Annotated in this window: 20 protein-coding genes; 12 read left to right on the plus strand and 8 right to left on the minus strand. The window is 40.1% G+C overall.

The window, feature by feature from the left end; all coding sequences use genetic code 11:
* The first annotated feature begins 350 nt into the window (after nt 1-350).
* Nucleotides 351-1,670, plus strand: coding sequence for a cation:dicarboxylase symporter family transporter (locus L1068_RS05170; RefSeq protein WP_237129465.1), 1,320 nt, complete (start codon nt 351-353; stop codon nt 1,668-1,670).
* A gap of 64 nt (nt 1,671-1,734) precedes the next feature.
* Here L1068_RS05170 and sohB read toward each other — a convergent pair whose 3' ends face one another.
* Together sohB and L1068_RS05180 are read right to left on the minus strand one after the other, a co-directional pair.
* Nucleotides 1,735-2,745, minus strand: a complete 1,011-nt coding sequence (gene sohB / locus L1068_RS05175; protein WP_237129376.1) for a protease SohB — start codon at nt 2,743-2,745, stop codon at nt 1,735-1,737.
* A 96-nt stretch (nt 2,746-2,841) separates the two neighbouring features.
* On the minus strand, nt 2,842-5,301 hold the full coding sequence (locus L1068_RS05180) for a VolA/Pla-1 family phospholipase (RefSeq protein ID WP_237129377.1): 2,460 nt from the start codon (nt 5,299-5,301) through the stop codon (nt 2,842-2,844).
* 206 nt (nt 5,302-5,507) lie between these two features.
* On the opposite strand from L1068_RS05180, the gene L1068_RS05185 reads away from it, so the two are divergent.
* Nucleotides 5,508-6,254: a YciK family oxidoreductase gene (locus L1068_RS05185; RefSeq protein ID WP_100913605.1), complete on the plus strand. Its 747-nt coding sequence runs from the start codon at nt 5,508-5,510 to the stop codon at nt 6,252-6,254.
* A gap of 52 nt (nt 6,255-6,306) precedes the next feature.
* Here L1068_RS05185 and L1068_RS05190 read toward each other — a convergent pair whose 3' ends face one another.
* Both L1068_RS05190 and L1068_RS05195 read right to left on the minus strand, forming a co-directional pair.
* Nucleotides 6,307-7,377, minus strand: coding sequence for an AI-2E family transporter (locus L1068_RS05190; RefSeq protein ID WP_237129378.1), 1,071 nt, complete (start codon nt 7,375-7,377; stop codon nt 6,307-6,309).
* Entirely contained in the window at nt 7,377-7,631 is a 255-nt protein-coding gene (locus tag L1068_RS05195) for a hypothetical protein (RefSeq protein WP_237129379.1), read from the minus strand. The genes L1068_RS05190 and L1068_RS05195 overlap by 1 nt, the downstream gene beginning before the upstream one ends.
* A gap of 129 nt (nt 7,632-7,760) precedes the next feature.
* Here L1068_RS05195 and L1068_RS05200 point away from each other — a divergent pair, with 129 nt between their 5' ends.
* Genes L1068_RS05200 through L1068_RS05220 form a run of 5 tightly spaced genes read left to right on the plus strand, consistent with a single transcriptional unit; the run spans nt 7,761 to nt 11,257 of the window.
* Nucleotides 7,761-8,429 carry a hypothetical protein gene (locus tag L1068_RS05200; RefSeq protein ID WP_237129380.1) on the plus strand — a complete coding sequence of 223 codons (669 nt, stop codon included), beginning with the start codon at nt 7,761-7,763 and terminating at the stop codon, nt 8,427-8,429.
* A 1-nt stretch (nt 8,430) separates the two neighbouring features.
* Complete coding sequence (locus L1068_RS05205) at nt 8,431-9,879, plus strand: M48 family metalloprotease (protein WP_237129381.1); 1,449 nt, start codon at nt 8,431-8,433, stop codon at nt 9,877-9,879.
* A 51-nt stretch (nt 9,880-9,930) separates the two neighbouring features.
* Nucleotides 9,931-10,278 carry an arsenate reductase (glutaredoxin) gene (gene arsC, locus L1068_RS05210; RefSeq protein WP_010559865.1) on the plus strand — a complete coding sequence of 116 codons (348 nt, stop codon included), beginning with the start codon at nt 9,931-9,933 and terminating at the stop codon, nt 10,276-10,278.
* Complete coding sequence (locus tag L1068_RS05215) at nt 10,278-10,826, plus strand: NAD(P)H-dependent oxidoreductase (RefSeq protein ID WP_237129382.1); 549 nt, start codon at nt 10,278-10,280, stop codon at nt 10,824-10,826. The genes arsC and L1068_RS05215 overlap by 1 nt, the downstream gene beginning before the upstream one ends.
* Nucleotides 10,823-11,257 carry a DUF2069 domain-containing protein gene (locus tag L1068_RS05220; RefSeq protein ID WP_105171215.1) on the plus strand — a complete coding sequence of 145 codons (435 nt, stop codon included), beginning with the start codon at nt 10,823-10,825 and terminating at the stop codon, nt 11,255-11,257. The genes L1068_RS05215 and L1068_RS05220 overlap by 4 nt, the downstream gene beginning before the upstream one ends.
* A gap of 45 nt (nt 11,258-11,302) precedes the next feature.
* Here the strand turns inward: L1068_RS05220 and L1068_RS05225 are convergent, their stop codons facing one another.
* The 3 genes from L1068_RS05225 to L1068_RS05235 all read right to left on the minus strand — a co-directional run bounded on the left by L1068_RS05225 (nt 11,303) and on the right by L1068_RS05235 (nt 12,931).
* On the minus strand, nt 11,303-11,752 hold the full coding sequence (locus tag L1068_RS05225; RefSeq protein WP_237129383.1) for a flavodoxin domain-containing protein: 450 nt from the start codon (nt 11,750-11,752) through the stop codon (nt 11,303-11,305).
* Nucleotides 11,753-11,888: 136 nt separating this feature from the next.
* Nucleotides 11,889-12,641: a tRNA pseudouridine(65) synthase TruC gene (gene truC / locus L1068_RS05230; protein WP_237129384.1), complete on the minus strand. Its 753-nt coding sequence runs from the start codon at nt 12,639-12,641 to the stop codon at nt 11,889-11,891.
* Entirely contained in the window at nt 12,641-12,931 is a 291-nt protein-coding gene (locus L1068_RS05235; protein ID WP_237129385.1) for a YqcC family protein, read from the minus strand. Before L1068_RS05235 ends, truC begins: the two co-directional genes overlap by 1 nt.
* A gap of 95 nt (nt 12,932-13,026) precedes the next feature.
* Here L1068_RS05235 and L1068_RS05240 point away from each other — a divergent pair, with 95 nt between their 5' ends.
* Nucleotides 13,027-14,049 carry a DUF3549 family protein gene (locus L1068_RS05240; RefSeq protein ID WP_237129386.1) on the plus strand — a complete coding sequence of 341 codons (1,023 nt, stop codon included), beginning with the start codon at nt 13,027-13,029 and terminating at the stop codon, nt 14,047-14,049.
* 15 nt (nt 14,050-14,064) lie between these two features.
* A complete protein-coding gene (locus tag L1068_RS05245; protein WP_100913617.1) occupies nt 14,065-14,367 on the plus strand; it encodes a DUF3301 domain-containing protein in 303 nt (100 codons plus the stop codon).
* A 607-nt stretch (nt 14,368-14,974) separates the two neighbouring features.
* Here the strand turns inward: L1068_RS05245 and L1068_RS05250 are convergent.
* Nucleotides 14,975-15,628, minus strand: a complete 654-nt coding sequence (locus L1068_RS05250; RefSeq protein WP_237129387.1) for a GNAT family N-acetyltransferase — start codon at nt 15,626-15,628, stop codon at nt 14,975-14,977.
* Nucleotides 15,629-15,738: 110 nt separating this feature from the next.
* Between L1068_RS05250 and L1068_RS05255 the strand changes: the two genes are divergently transcribed.
* Genes L1068_RS05255 through L1068_RS05265 form a run of 3 tightly spaced genes read left to right on the plus strand, consistent with a single transcriptional unit; the run spans nt 15,739 to nt 17,058 of the window.
* On the plus strand, nt 15,739-15,966 hold the full coding sequence (locus tag L1068_RS05255; RefSeq protein WP_105171210.1) for a DUF2789 domain-containing protein: 228 nt from the start codon (nt 15,739-15,741) through the stop codon (nt 15,964-15,966).
* A 41-nt stretch (nt 15,967-16,007) separates the two neighbouring features.
* Nucleotides 16,008-16,280, plus strand: a complete 273-nt coding sequence (locus tag L1068_RS05260) for a hypothetical protein (RefSeq protein ID WP_237129388.1) — start codon at nt 16,008-16,010, stop codon at nt 16,278-16,280.
* 4 nt (nt 16,281-16,284) lie between these two features.
* Complete coding sequence (locus L1068_RS05265) at nt 16,285-17,058, plus strand: Zn-ribbon-containing protein (protein ID WP_237129389.1); 774 nt, start codon at nt 16,285-16,287, stop codon at nt 17,056-17,058.
* Nucleotides 17,059-17,102: the final 44 nt, after the last annotated feature.

A 17,102-nucleotide genomic window follows, 5' to 3' on the forward strand; every position in this document is an offset into this window, starting at 1 on the left:
ATTATTAAAGGTATATCGACAAAGTGCCAGCCTGACAAGCATATTTTTTAAAATACATAATAATTTGATTAACTTCGCACTAAAAACCACCATTTTGATTAAATATTATCTACTAAACATTGAATCATCTTATTATTGAACATCCGCAGGTTGAAGATAATAAGAAAATCCAGACTTTTTCCTCTCGTTACAAATAAAATACCCACAAAAAGCTCGAACTTATTTCGTTGTTCTTAAAAAAACACCGCGCTTTTAAAAAAACTTACCGTATTTCCTTTAAATTTTTATGTTCACTGGTAGGCTATGCAGAAAATCACAATAAATATACATACTAAATTATGACATCCACTATTTCACAACCTAAAGGTTTGGGGTTAACAGGCAAGATCCTCATCGGTATGGTTTTAGGTATTATCAGCGGCTTTTTGTTCAAAGCGCTAATGGGCGAATCAGGTGATTTCACTCTAACTGCGGGTGAGTTTACGTTTTCGTTTAAAGGCTTTTTTGTTGACGGTATTTTCCATATTGGCGGTCAAATATTTGTTAATAGTTTAAAGATGCTAGTCGTACCTTTAGTATTTATCTCGCTTGTGTGTGGTACGTGTAGCTTAAGCGATCCTAAAAAATTAGGTCGTTTAGGTGGCAAGTCAATTGGTTTGTACCTTCTTACGACTGCCATTGCGATAACTATTGCAATGACGCTAGCGCTTGTAATCAATCCCGGTGAAGGCATTAATATGCCAAGTTCATCTACGTTTGATGCGAAGCAAGCCCCGACTCTTGTTGATGTTATTATTAACATGTTCCCAACCAACCCAATTAACGCAATGTCTAGCGGAAATATGCTACAAGTAATTGTGTTTGCACTATTATTTGGTATTGCAATGGCACTTAGCGGTGACGCGGGAAAACGCTTAACGGCAGTGTTTGAAGATCTAAATACAATTATTTTAAAGCTAGTAACTATTTTAATGAATATTGCACCATACGGTGTGTTCTTTTTAATGGCGAAGCTATTTAGCTATATAGAGGGCGACTTAATCGTTAAGCTTATTTTTTACTTCGGCACTGTTTTACTTACGCTATTTATTCATGCATTAATTGTATACCCAGTACTACTTAAAACATTTACAGGGTTAAACCCACAAACATTCCTAAATAAAGTAAAAGAGTTATCTATTTTTGCGTTTAGTACTTCAAGCTCTAGCGCAACCATGCCAGTGACGCTAGAAACAGCCACTAAAAAGCTAGGTGCCGATAACAAAGTTGCTTCTTTCACTGTACCCTTAGGTGCAACCATTAACATGGACGGCACCGCAATTATGCAAGGTGTTGCCACTGTATTTATCGCACAGGTATTTACTGTTGATTTAAGCTTTACCGATTACTTAATGGTTATCTTAACTGCAACACTTGCCTCTGTTGGCACTGCGGGCGTACCAGGTGTTGGATTGATTATGCTAGCAATGGTTCTTAACCAAGTAGGCTTACCCGTTGAAGGTATCGCCATTATTATCGGTGTAGATCGCCTGTTAGATATGACTCGCACCGCTGTTAACGTAACAGGAGATTGTATGGTTACGTGTATCGTTGCTAAGTCTGAAGGCGAATTTGATGATGCGGTATTTAACGATAGTGATGCCGGTAAAGAGTTTGAAAATATACGCTAACACTTAGCGTTTATTAAAAAGCCGCTAAAAAAATCGCGGCTTTTTTGTTGCAAGAGCTTAATTATTAATGATAAAGCTCTTTGCTTTTTGATAATAATTTGGCGATTACGTTATCGATAACTCCTGTCACGCCTAACCCGAGTTTATCTGATAAGCCTTTTTTGGTTTTATAGGTTATCTCAAGCAACTCGAATTGCTCATTTAACGCTAGTAATAAATCGTCACTTGTCTGGATCTCATCAACTAATCCTAATTTGTGTGCATCGGTACCAAACCAAGTTTCACCAGTCGCAACTTTTTCTACATTTAGGTTTGGCCTAGCTGATTGAACATGTTCGCGAAACAATACGTGAATTTGCTCTAGTTCTTGCTTAAATTTTTCACGGCCAATGTCATTATTTTCACCGAACATTGTTAACGTGCGTTTAAACTCACCGGCAGTGATTTGCTCGAACTCTACGTGATTTTTCTTTAGTAATTTATTGAAATTTGGTAGCTGCGCAATAACACCTATACTGCCAACCATAGCAAACGGCGCACATACAAATTTATCTGATACGCAGGCCATCATATAACCGCCACTTGCTGCAATTTTGTCTACACTCACAATAAGTTCAAGTTTTGCCTGTTTAAGGCGTGCTAATTGCGATGCTGCCAGCCCATAACCATGCACTACGCCACCACCGCTTTCAAGCTTAAGGACGACCTTATCGCTTGGCTTTGCTACCTGAATAATCGCCGTCACTTCATTGCGTAATGATTCGACTTCCTTCGCATCAACGCCCCCCTTAAAAGACAATACAAACACTTTGTTTACGCTTTCGTTAGCAGTCTCTTTAGATGCTTTTTTTTCGCTTTTCTCAAAATCTTTAAAAGCATTTTTATCTAGCGTTACGCTTAATAGCGCTTTCTTTTGTTGATCTAACTTTTCGCTTAAGCTTTCGATCGCTAATTCACCTTTACTTGCTTTAGGTTTACTTGAAGCTCCCACAATCAATACAACAATAATGGCAAACGCTATTACAAATGTGACTGTTTTTGCGAGAAATAATCCGTATTCGTATAAAAATTCCAAACTTCAACTCCGTAATTAATATTTTGCGTACTCTAAATAAAATCGAGGCAAAAAAAAAGCCGCACTAACGAGTGCGGCTTAATATTGTGTTTAATATTATTCAGTTACAACAGTGGTATTTGTAACTTGTAGCATTAAGCCTCTGCTCGCTAAGAACGACGCAATCTGGCTTTGCATTTCAGTATTGGCAGCTGCAGCATCCGCTGCCGTAACACCATACGCAGGCGCAGGCGTTAGTACTGAGCCATGGTGACCTTTGGTAAACTTAACTAGGTAACTATTGGGCGTTTCAGTCATTTGTGACGTCGCTACCGGCGTAAGGCCCATTAGCATGCCTGATGGCACAGTGCCCGATACCGGGTTAATTGTTGAATATGGTGGAATAACCGTGTCTGCTGGGTTACCCGCACCGTCACCAATTACTACGTTCTGATAGATAGCTGTGCCCTGTGAAGCAACTTTACTTGCTAAAGAATTAGAGTCAGCTGCATCAACTGCGGTTTGAATAGCAAAAGCAAATTGACTAATCGTACCTGAGATATTCGCTAATTTTGCTGTTTCTTCAGCCTGTGCAAGCATAGTTGTATAAGCAACAAACGCACAACCAGTAAGTTCACTGTCTGAGCTCTCATAGGCGGCACATGCAGCCTTCCCCTCATCTGATTCCTTAAATGCAATAAATTCAGCTGATTCAGCTGTACCCGCTTCCGCTAATACTGAACCTTTAATTACATTACCAAACGCGTTTGATTCAAGTAAAAAGCCAGCTAAACCACCGCTACCACTTGCAAGTGCTGCTGTGTTTACCTTGAATAGCGGGTCGATAAGAGCCGCATCTTCTGGGCCGACTAGAGGTGCAACTGACTCATTTGCAGCAGCTAAGAAACCTGGCGCAACCACAGCACCAAGAGAGTGACCAACAAAGCTTACGTCTGTCGGATTGATTCCTTGTAGGTTTGTCGCCGCTAGTGATAAGCGTAAGCCAAGTAAATCAGCCATTGATTGACGTAAATTATCACGCGCCACTAAGCTTGACGACAAATTCATGTAATGAAGCACATTACCGTCATCACCCGAAGCAAGAAAATCAACTGTGCCGTCATCATTAGCGTCGATACCACGCTCACCGTGTAATGGGTGGTCAATTGCTACCGTTACAAAACCTTGTAATGTAAGCGCAGCCGTAATAGCTAGCATACTTTCTTTTGTACTAGTAATACCGTGTTGTAACATAACAACCGGCCAACCTGTTGCTGGTTTTTCTAGCTCTCCGTATTCATTCATGCCAAGCTGATTTCTCACAGCATTAATCACCGTTAAGTCATCTGCTGGCGTTGTAACTTGAACTGGAACATTTGCCGGTGTTTGAGGATACGGAAGTGGATTATATTTAGTTAAGTGGCGCTGCTCATCTATACCTCGGTCACGCAGTTTTCCGTTCGATGCGTTAAAGCAAATTGTGTCTTTACCTTCTGCAGGTTGTTCCGGAATATAGCCGCCATTTGCTACGAAACCAGCAAGCGTTGCCGCGCCATCACATAACGCTTTCCAGTATGTGTCGTTTAACGCAGAATCATCTGTGCCCTGCGGTTTTCTTAAGTAGTGTGGTAATACAACCGAACCACGCTCATACTTGATTTGATCAAAAACTGGCGAAGGCGGCTGCGCGCCTTGAGAGCGGAACAATACGTCACCTACAGTCATACCAGTAGATGGCCCCATCATAAGTTGTGGCATGTTTTGTTTTGTAGCGGCACTCATTGCATACATATTTTTAACCATACTCATTACCGAACCAGCTGATTGAATGCTCATTGCGCCAGTATAGATAATATCGTCTTTGGTCAAAGAACCTGATTGAGTAACGATATTTTCATAGCTATTAATTACGCCTTGTAGCGCTTTTTGTTCATCAGTTACCAGTGGTAATGATTCAATGTCGAGTTTAACTAAACCGTAAGTTTCTGAAGGTTCAAATGACTCACCGCTCGTATCACGTAGTGCTTTTGTCACAACGTTAATATATGCAGAGCCTTGATTAAATGGTTTAAGCGGAACAATCGCGATATTGTTGCCGCTAGCTTGTGCAACAAAATCAACACCAAATGTTAGCTCTTTAACGTACTTACATGCTAAACCCGCTTGTACTTGCGCACATTCTGTGTCAGTAATGCTTGCGCCCATTACAACTTCAAACAAACGCACTGAATCACCATTAACAGTGCTAGTATCCAGTACTAAACCTGCAGGTACATCTAATGCAATTTGATAAGGTGATTGCGTTGACCAACCATCAAGGGCGCCTAAAGCCGTTTGTGGGTCAGCATAATTAATTTCTTCGGCGGCTTCGCCTGGCATATTTAGTGTGCCATCAGTTGTTCCTAAAAACAGTAAATCATTTGGCACTGACACGACGCCGTTTGACGGATCAAATGCGACAGTAGCTGCAGTCCTTGCAGGCGCGATTACTTCTGACTCATTTTTAACATCTTCTAAGCTCTCACCACAGCCGTATAACGCTGTAGCAATCGCCATTGTGAGTAGCACTTTTTTCATTTTATTGCTCCAAACCCGATCTTTTTTATTGTGTGTATTTGATATTAAACATCAAAAATTAATTTGTCGGTGGTTATTATTAAGACATTAGACCAGTTAAAGTTAACTTAAACAAAGCAATTTCTCCACCTAAATTTAAATAAATCACAAAACTATTTTACTTGACTATGGTATGATGTCGAAAAATTTTGAACACCTAAACTAATATGCATGATTATCAAGCAAGTAATGACGCGCTTAACAACAAAGTCATTCTCGTAACGGGTGCCGGTGATGGCATCGGTAAAGTTGCCGCAATTGAATTTGCAAAACACGGCGCAACGGTAATTTTATTAGGTAAAACAGTTGCAAAACTTGAAGCCGTATACGATGAAATTATCGCATTAGGCGCGCCCCAACCTGCAATTGTACCGCTCGATATGAAAGGCGCAACAAAACAACACTATCGTGATTTAGCAGCCACAATTGAAAATGAATTTGGTCGCCTTGACGGTTTATTAAATAACGCATCTATCATTGGTTCATTAGGCCCACTGGAGCATTTCTGCGTATCAACATTTGAAAATATTATGAAAGTGAACGTTACCGCACAAGCTGTGTTAACTAAGTCGCTATTCCCACTGTTAAGAAAATCCGATAACGCATCAATAATATTTACATCAAGTGGTGTTGGCCGCGAAGGTCGAGAATTCTGGGGTGCTTACGCAATTTCGAAGTTTGCCACAGAAGGCATGATGCAAACTTGGTCTAAGGAAGTTGGCAAAACGAATATTCGTATCAACTGCATCAACCCAGGTGCAACACGCACAGCAATGCGTGCCATTGCGTTCCCTGGTGAAGATAAAGACAAGTTAAAAACACCAGCCGATTTAATGCCAACATACCTGTACTTAATGTCGGATGATTCAATTGGTGTAAATGGCCAATCGATTGACGCACAGCCTAAAGTATAAATTGCAAAACACATAAAAAAATAGCGCAGTAATCTGCGCTATTTTTTTGCCTTTAAGCTTTTGTTGTCTCGTGTTGGTTCGACATTGACCACGCATTTAGTAAGGCTCTCACGAGCGACGCTAACGGAATTGCAAAGAAAACGCCCCAAAAACCCCACAAACCACCAAAAAACAATACCGCAACAATGATGTAAACCGGGTGTAAGTCTACCGCCTCTGAAAACAGCAATGGCACCAATAAATTTCCATCTAACGCCTGAATAACACCATAAGCAATGATCACATACCAAAACTCACTGCCCACACCAAATTGAAATAACGCCACGAGTGCTACGGGGATTGTTACCAACGCCGCACCTACAAACGGAATAAGCACCGAGAAACCAACTAACGTGCCAAGTAACGCGGCATAGCGTAAGTCTAATATTGTAAAAGTAATAAACGTGGTTGAACCAACAATTAAAATTTCAAAAATTTTGCCGCGTATATAATTCATAATTTGCTGGTTCATTTCCTGCCAAACCTGACTTATTAACTTTCTCTCTTTTGGAATAAACTTTTCAAAGCCCGCAAGTAGCAAATGTTTATCTTTCAGCATAAAAAACACTAAGAGAGGCACAAGAATCAAATAAACTAACCAAGCAACCACATCTTTCAATGAATTAAGGGATGTAGATAGCACCGTTTGACCAACCGTCACCGCGTGCCCTTCCACAGACGATAATATTGATTTAACTTGCTCAGGGTTAACCAATTCAGGATAACTACTCGGAAGCGTCATTAAGTAGCCTTTCCCCTGCTCTAACATGGAAGGTAAATCTTGCACAAAATTTGATAATTGGTGCCATAGCACTGGTATAATACCAACCACAATAGATACAACTACACCACTGAATATCAACATCACCAAAGTGCTAGAAATAACGCGAGACACGCCCGTATGCATTAGTTTTTGTACCGGCCAATCCAATAGATACGCAATAACTAATGCCACCATGACCGGAATAATATACGTACCAAAAAAATAAAATGCTGCAGCTAAACCCACCGTCAGCATTAATAATGTAATTGAATTTGGATCTGAAAACTTACGCGAGTACCACTGTTTAAAAATATGTAACACTAATTCGCTTCCTCAATGGGGTTAGTTACAGTTAATACATTAGATTGCCATGTATAGGCTCGCTGTTGGTTGTCAAGATAGCGAAATACATCGTTGAGCTGTGCATCTTGAGCAAACTTAAACGCCACATAATTGGCCGTATTGTTTTGTTTTAATAGATATTTAAATTGAACAAATAATTGAGGACATTTAAGCCCTGTTAAATCTTTCATACAGAATAAAAAACATGTCTCTTTCGCAATAAACGTTACCACAAAACGCACCGTGAAACAGCTTGATAAAGCAGTTACCACTCAGTAATTTACAAAGCGCAAGCATGTTTTTGATGATTATGCTAAATTCACAGTATACAAGCCGAATTTGATCATATTAGCTTTCTGTTTATGACAAAACAAAATAAAAAAAGCGAACTACCGAAAAACCCCACGTTAAAAGACATTAACTGGTTTAAAAAACAGTTAAATTGGGGTGAACTCCCACCTTTTTATCATTTGGTGGCGGCTTCTGTTGGTGAAGCTGAAGGTGTATTCAGTCATGGCTTTGATAACGCGATTAAACGTATTACCGACAAACGCAACTGGAACTTAGCACTCCTTGGTGGCGAAGAACTCGAAAATGGTGAAATTCAATGCGATAACCCACCAAGACTTGCCCTCTACCAAGTATTCACTGAACGTGGCTTTGAACTTTTTGCCTTTCCTTATGCCAAAGACAAAGAAATCGACCAGTACGTAAAAGAAAATAAATTGATGGAATTTAAAGTATGGGATCCCCATGCAATGCGCAATGTGCTGCGAATTAATCAGCTCCATAAGTACATCCAGTTTTATTTTCAGCGTGGTGATGAAGCAGACAAAGCGTTAATTCTGCATTCACATAAAATAGTGCATAAAACCATTGAATTTTTAAAGAGCGAGCTAAACATTACAAAAGTCTCGGGAGTGTCAATTAAAGAATACTACCAAAAAGCAGAACGCTCAGCCGACGCTTGTCAGGACGAACTTGCTCTCGCTCATTTAATGGCAAATGAAATGCTACAAAAAAAGGAATAACATGCCAAAACCCAGCCTTTTAAAAAAGCTAACGTGCTTTTGTTTCGCACTTTCGCTTCCTGTTGTGGCACAAAGCAATTTTAAGTTACCCGACCTCGGCACCTCAGCAGTACAAGTATTATCAATCGAAAAAGAACGCGCTATCGGCGATGTTATGATGATGCAAGTGCGTGGCACCTCGCGTGTAATGCAAGACCCTGCACTAGATGAATACCTGACCAATATTGGTAATCGTCTTGTTGCCCATGCTGATGACATTCGCTTCCCGTTTGAGTTTTTCTGGATTAATAGCAAAGATATAAATGCGTTCGCCTTCTACGGCGGTCATGTTGGCGTGCACACGGGCCTAATTATGAACGCCGATAACGAAAGCCAACTGGCGTCAGTACTTGGACACGAAATCGCTCACGTAACACAACGTCACTTAGCACGACGTTTACAACAAGCAAAAGACAATCAAGGACTCACCATTGCAGGGATGATAGCCGGCATTTTAACAACCATGATTGCCCCCGACGCAGGTATGGCTATTTTGGCTGCAAGCCAAACACAAGCGCAACTAAGTCAGTTAACACACAGCCGAGGCGCAGAGCAAGAAGCAGACCGCGTTGGCATGCAAACACTAAATAGCGCCGGATTTGATCCGAGAGAATCAAGCGAATTTTTAGCAAAACTTGCCGATCAAATGCGTCATATGCCAAAACCACCGGCATTTTTACTGACTCACCCATTACCCGATTCTCGTGTTTCAGATGTGCGTATGCGCGCACTGCAATACCCTGAACGCTTTATCGATTCGTCGTTAGATTTCTCGTTAGCAAAAGCACGCGTAATTGCACGCTACGGGCAAGAAAGCGCGAAAGCAGAACAAGAATTTCGTAAACATTTGCGCATTAATCGTTTTGCACTTACCACAGCAGCAGAGTACGGCCTTGCCTTAACACTGATAGACCAAGAAAAATATGATGAAGCAAACGACCTTCTCACTAATTTAGAGAAAAAAGTACCGGGCAGCTTATTTATTCTTGATTCAAAAACCGATTTATTGCTCGGTCAGAAAAAATACGACGAAGCACTCACCATGCTAAAAAAAGAGTACCAACGCCAACCTAATAATCAGGTGGTCACGCTCAATTATGCCAATGCGGCTATCACAGCAGGCAAACTCGATTTGGCACACCAATTACTTAAGTACTTTTTACTCGAAAAGCCAGAACATGTATTAGGTAAAGAACTGCTAGCGCAAACTTACAAAGAGCAAGATGATAAAGCGTCTTACCATGAACTAAAAGCCAGTATTTACACTGATTACGGCGCCTATGCACAAGCTTCTAACGAGGTACAAAAAGCATTAAATCATGTGGATACGGAAGATGAAATTAAGCAGCAACGCTTAAAAGCGCGATTAAAAGAATATCGTCTGATGCAAAAAGAGCTCGCGAAACTTTAATTTCATCTGTAAGCACATTACAATCACGCAAAAAATAGATTTGAGAATCCTATGACTGTTAAAATTTTTCACAATCCACGCTGTTCAAAGTCGCGTGAAACTCTTGCATTACTTGAAGAAAATGCTGTTTCTCCTGAGATTGTTGAATATTTAAAAGACGTACCAAGCGCGCAAGATATTAAACAACTTTTATCCCTATTGAACTTTGACTCTGCGCGTCAATTAATGCGCACTAAAGAAACAATCTACAAAGAGCTTAATCTAAAAGATGAAACAAGCGAAGACGCGTTAATTGATGCAATGGTTGCGAACCCTAAATTAATTGAGCGCCCAATCGTTATCAATAATGGTAAAGCAGCAATTGGCCGTCCACCTGAAAGCGTGCTTGCAATTATCTAATGTCTTATTTATTAGTGCTGTATCACTCTCGTACCGATTCAGTAAAAAATATGGCGTACGAGATAAGCGATGCAGCACAACACTCTTGCATCGACGTAAAAATTCGCTGTTTCAGTGATGATTCTGACGACCTAGTTGTGACCATTGACGATTTAAAAAATTGCGCGGGCCTCGCCTTTGGTAGTCCAACACGGTTTGGCATGATGGCCTCACCAGCTAAACAGTTTTGGGAAACCACCAGTGATTTATGGCTAGCCGGTCAACTGATTGATAAGCCCGCTGCTGTATTTACGTCATCAAGCAGTCAACATGGCGGTAATGAATCAACATTACTGTCAATGGCATTGCCTCTATTGCATCACGGTATGCTGTTATGCGGCGTACCCTACGATGTACCAGCGTTGTCTGCTACACAAACTGGCGGTACTCCGTACGGTGCAAGCCATGTATCTGGGCTTACAAATTCAAGTAATTTAAGTCAGGACGAAATCGCCATTTGCCAAAGTGTCGGCAATCGACTCGCTAAACTAATTAAGCAATTACAATGAGTAAAATAGAGAAACAAGCAATTACAAAGCGCTACCAAAAAATTGCCCTATTCGGTTACATTGGGTTATTAATTTTAATGCCAACATGGTTACTCGGGTTATCACCACGTGAAGGTTACAGCACAGGTTTCGTTATTGGCCTTTACATTGTGCCTTTATTACTACCGCTCAAAGGCATTATTCAAGATAAACCTTACACTTACGCTTGGGCTAACTTTATTGTCATTATCTACTTTTTGCATGGTTTTACGTCCTTGTGGGTAGCACAAAATGAAATGATTTTTGTTTTGCTTGAACTGCTTTTTGCCAGTTGTATGTTTATTGGTTGTACATACTATGCTCGCTATCGTGGTCAAGAGTTAGGGCTTAAAATTAGAAAGCTAAAAGAAGAGCTTGCTGAAGAAAAAGCAGCCTTTGAAGATAAAGAATAAAAAAAGCGGCAAATATGCCGCTTTTTTTAAATCTTTCACTAACAATTACTTATCTAATGTCTCAAGCAATGAGTTAAACCAAGGCGCCGCCACAGGCAAAGGATCAAAGTGTTCGCTCGCATCGACCTTTAACAGATCTATCACTTCATTTCCTTGCAACTCAATGAGTAACTCTCTAAATTTTCTACCAGCGCCACAGTAAGTTTGCCCATAACTACTGTCTCCCATTGCAATCACAGCAAATGGCTTATTAGAAATTAGCGGAAACTCTGACTTAAGGGCCAAATACAAAGATTCAAGTTCAAAAGGAATATCCCCCTGCCCGGTTGTTGAAGTAACTACCAAAATCACATCACTTGAAACGAAGTCAGTGATACTGCCTGGGTTATAGAGTTCAAATCCATGACCTTTTGACTGTGCAATTGACTCTAGTTGTTCGGCAAGGGCTTCTGCCCCCCCGTATACGGTACCAATGAAACACTTAATATTTGCCATTTTCTCTCCTAGCGTTAGTTCCCTAAACCAACTTCATTAATGTGTAACACCTCACATCTTTAGCCTTGCAAATAAGGTCGTTAACTTAATCTCAAATTAATAAAGCTGGCACTAAAACAGTTTAGGCAAACAGATGTTATTTTAGCAACCGATAATCTTGTTCTTTATCTGGCCAGCCTAAACGCTTAAATAATTCAAGTTCCGGCTCGCCTATCGAGGCCTCAATATGAATAGTCTGCTTACTAAATGGATGCTCAAAAGTGAGTTCTTTAGCAAATAACATCAAGCGATTTAAGCCAAATTCTTGCTGGAAAAAATGATTCTGCTTGTTATCACCGTAATTTGCATCATTCAAAATGGGGTGATTAATATGGTTTAAATGGCGTCTAATTTGGTGCTTACGGCCGGTTTTTGGTAAACACTCTACCAGCGAATAACGCACCGTTGGAAACTTACCAAGTGGCTTGTTGATCACAGTTTGGTGCAAACACTTAAAGTCGGTTTGTGCTTTTTGCGCTGGTTTTTCTTTATCGGCAAATTTATCGGCAATCTTGTCGTGTTTATATTTGAGTGCATGATCCACATGCAATGATTCTGGCGCAAACCCGCGTGTTAACGCTAAGTAACGCTTACTGATCTTATGCTCTGAAAAGAGTGAACTTGCAGTACGTGCAACATCACTACTTAAACCAAATAACAACACGCCAGATGTAGGCCTGTCTAACCTATGAAGCGGAAACACATGTTGATCAATTTGGTCGCGTAACATCTGCATCGCAAAATGAGTTTCGCGTTTATCTAAAAAAGAGCGATGCACCAATAAACCAGACGGTTTATCAATCGCAATGAAGTGTTCGTCACGATATAAAATCGGTAATTCACCAAACATTAATTAAGCGCCTTATCTATTTTTTTAATCACATCAATCACTTTTGGATAATCGCCTAACATTTGCTCTGCCATCGGCGTGATATTAGCACCTTTTGGCAGCGGTTGATTTGCGGCAACGAGTTGCTTCATTTTGATAATAAATACAAATTGTAACCATTGTTCAAAGCGCATTGTGTCATAACAAAATGGCGCAGTAGATGCGAATGCTGCAGTATTTGGTGGTGTGTTTGACCACAGCTGATGTACTTTTAACGTGTCACTTAATTCGTCGAGCAGTTGAATGATCATATCGGTTTTATATTACTTAGCTATTCACGTATTTTATCAAAACTTCGCTGCTTTTCATTGTATAATGAGCAAAATGCTCGAATGGATAATTATTAATGCAACACACTATCTCAAGCCTTGGCGAACTTCTTGATAATGCAGGCACCACATGGCGCGTTTTTGACATGGGTCGCCGCATTCAAAAAATTGATAAGCAAACATTTTCGCAAATAGAAAATAATCACATCCCCTATCCATTTCCATTGCAACAACATGCGTTTTTAGCGATTCAATTTTGGAATAGCCACGAGACAGAAACGCCCTACATTTGGTTTTTGAAAATGCCGCTCGACGAACAAAGTAAACTGGTTCAAGCAAGCCGCAATCATTTTGCATCAATGGTACTCGAGGCACTTGGAAATCAACTTACGGGTAATGATGAAGCGCAAAGCCAGCTCGATAATAACCCGTATGTGTTTACACCAAACGCAAATAAACTTGCGGCGTTTAATGCCATAATTAAAAAAGAACTAAAACAAAGCGCATCAGCCTACTATGAACATGTAGAACTTTATTTTAGCGGTAAGCTTGGTTTTAATGAATGGCAGCAACTTGGCTTGCAAGGCATAGCTGATTTTGCAATGCGCTTAACGGATACCAATCAAGACAACTTAATAAAAGCATTAGATCAGTTACCACAGCCCGTTGTTAATTCATTGGCTTCAACCCTTGAACACAGTGCAATTTCGGTTGCTTTAACTGAAGCGTTGTACGTTCAGTTTGAAAACGCTGTTAAACAACAAAACAGTGAAAATATCATTAACTACTTACGCATGATGTCTAATACTTCTGCCACGGGTATTTTAGAACGTGCTGTCGCAATATTAGTAACGACACCAACCTTGCTTAACCTTGATATCGTGTTAACGCTCACAGGGCGCTGCTGGCATGTGCTCGAAGATCATGTTGTCGCTCTTATGGATTACCTCGCATCAGAGCACGACCAAGATGTTTTTGCTGGCATATTTGCTGATCTTGTTGCAATTCCAAGTTTGCGCCCTCATATGTTAGCAATGATCCGAATGCAAAATAGAAGCGAAGCCCTTTCGCGTGCAATTGGAAAACTATTTCAACAATAATTATAAGGTAATGATATGGCGTCAATTTGGCTTATTCTGGCTGTTGCTACAGTGATCTACTTATTTTGGCTTGACCGACAAGCTGCTGAAAGTGCAAGAGAATATGCCAATCGCCATAGCGAAAAACTGAATGTACAGTTTCTTAGCATTGCGTGTACCAAAAAACGTATTGGTATCTTAAAAAATGGAAAACCAGGGCTTAAATCAACTTTTGTTTGGGAGTTTTCGAGTAATGGCGAGGACAGTTATAATGGTGTCGTTAATTTAGAAAATGACAAAGTAATTAGTGTTGATGTGCCGCCACATAAAATAAACTAATTTTTTAGTACGTCAGAAAAAGCTAAGGCGCAACATAATGCCGCGCCTCAAATTCGAAAAAACATCCATTTTTCTTTGGTTATCCATCACCATTTATGCTTTCGCACATCCATTTCTCATCCATTGAAGGAAACCAATCCATGCTTCCCTAGCTATCCTTGTCCCAATTCCTACCCTCATCCTGAGGTGTCCTCTTTGCTCCTAGCCTTTCCCTGTATTTTGGTTTTTCCTAAACCATCCTTTAAACGCTCCTGCGTTTATCCCTTTTGCATCTTTGCAAAACACTAACTCATTTAGTGCACCGCCATCCCTGCATCCTTGTCCTTTGTTCCCTTGATACGCCCTGTATCTATGCCTAAATTCCATTCCTTGGCATAAAACATACTTCCTGTATGTTTGCTTCCTTGTTGATATTAATAATAGTGAGAATTTGTGACTAATGTAATGAGGTAAATTGATTCTAAATTTATTAATCTTTTATACATATTATAATTTTTCTTGTATTACATAGAGTTAAATGAAAATAAGTGCTATTTACAGCACTTAAAGCATCACAAACTCACATCATTGTGAGATATTTCCTACACACTATTTGTCAGAAAGCGACCTAGCCCTTTTGCTTAACAAACAGTTTTCCTGACACTTTAGTAAATGTAAGGTCTGTTTCACCTTGGTATCCTTCACTTATAAATAAATCGTGAAAACGTTCCCGTGTAATAAACGCCGCACTTGCGTGCACCCCATCAGATTTAACAACATCATCAATTGCCCTTAATAAATAGCGGCCAATACCTTGGTGTTGCACATGAGGATCGACTGCAAATAAGCTAATAAAGCAGCAGTTAGAGAAGCTTGCGACGGCTTGGTGGATTGCTTTTTCTTTTTCGATAAGCTGATTGGTAGATAATACCCCGGTGTTGAGCATTAATTTTAAGCGCCAGTGCCATACTCTGTCCGCAGCTAAAGCATCATTGGCTTTTTGCACACAGCTAACTGCGAGCAAATTGTCACCTGCAAATACGCCGATAATGTGCTGATGGCTTTGCCAAAAGCTGGCTAGCTCTTCACGTATTAATAAGCGGAGTTTTTTTTCGTATGCACCTTTATTTGCTTTATCGTATCCCAAGATTTGCTGAAATAACTCATCATCGTGATACGCTTGATACAATACACTTGCTGCGATTTTGCAGTCTTCTGCGGTTAAATAGCTTGCTTTTAATTCTGTGTCTAACGTTGGAGTTGCTAATGTTTCATCGGCCATAATATCTTCCTTTATTATTATTGTTCACACTTCAAGTTAGCACATTATTTGAGCTATTCTATAGTTATAGCGTTAAAACAACCTTCTTTAGCAAACATAGGAGCAATATTATGGAATCAGGTTCACATGCAATGAATGATCTGTTTTCACAACTTGGGCTCGATTCAACAGATGAAGCGATTGAACAATTTATCGCTACCCATAAAATTTCACCAAGCCTAATACTTGCCGATGCGCCATTTTGGAGCCAAAGCCAAGCGAGCTTTATTAAAGAATCAATCGAGCAAGATGCTGATTGGTGTGAAATTATCGATCAACTCGATAGCCTGCTCCGTTAGATTACAGTAAAATTGCCCAATGGTTTTAAAAGGGCAAATTTATGCAAGATATCGTCATCGCAACTATCAGTAAGCTGTTAGCTGCCAACAAGCAACCCAATGTTGCACTCGTAAAAGCTAATTTACCTCAACCGGTGCCAATGCCTATCATTATTGATGTGCTTGCTCGTTATAAACAAAACCCAAGTGATTTTGAACGTCAAACACAACAACAAGTGAAGCAACCAGAACAAATCTCAGGTGCGTCGCAAACGCAACTCGATCGTATCGAAGCTAAGCTCGATAAATTATTATCCATGCTAGAAAATAAATAATCCTATGTACATTGTCGACCTTACCTTTGATTGCTATCAAGACACCACTCTCGATGCTGCTGAAAAAGCCATAGTGCGTTTAGTTAATGCACTGCGCTTTAATGGCCAAATTATCGGGGAAGAATTTCCAACAACACTAAAAGATGGCTTTTTTATTACCCGTGTTATGTGCCCAGAAGAAGACGCACTGCATCCATTAAATCACAGTCCATTTGTAAAATTTAGCTTAGAGAAACTCAATGAGGCAGGCCTATTACAGCCGAAAGTAAAAGTAATTGGGCAAGATATTCATTCTAATGGGTCTGACGCTTGTTCATCGCCATCAAGCTATATTTTATATACTACCTATTTGCATACCTGTAGCCCGCTTTACTGCGGTGACGACTTTATGCCTGTACCACTCTATAAAGTGCCTGCTGTTGCCAATGGTGACTTTAAAGCTCTATTAAAGTGGCAAGAAGATTGGCAAGCTTGCGACCAAATTCAAATCAATGGTGCAACACGCTGCGAATTTGCAGCAATTAAAGAACTAGCCGATATTGATAGTGACCTTTTTAGACGCGGTATGGATTTATCAAAGCGCATTCGCTTCCTTACGAAAAAGCCTGTGTATTACTATTTATACCGAGTGGGCGGGTTATCAAAAGAACAAGAGTTGTCGCGTAAATGCCCAAAATGTAACGGTGATTGGCGCTTAGAAGAACCATGGTTTGGCTTGTTCGATTTTCGCTGTGATACCTGTGAGCTGGTATCCAATATTTCATGGGACTTTCAGTAATTTCAATACAGCAATAAGGCGCAAAGCGCGCCTTATTGCAATTA

The organism is Pseudoalteromonas sp. MMG024 (assembly GCF_021654175.1).
Classification (GTDB): domain Bacteria; phylum Pseudomonadota; class Gammaproteobacteria; order Enterobacterales; family Alteromonadaceae; genus Pseudoalteromonas.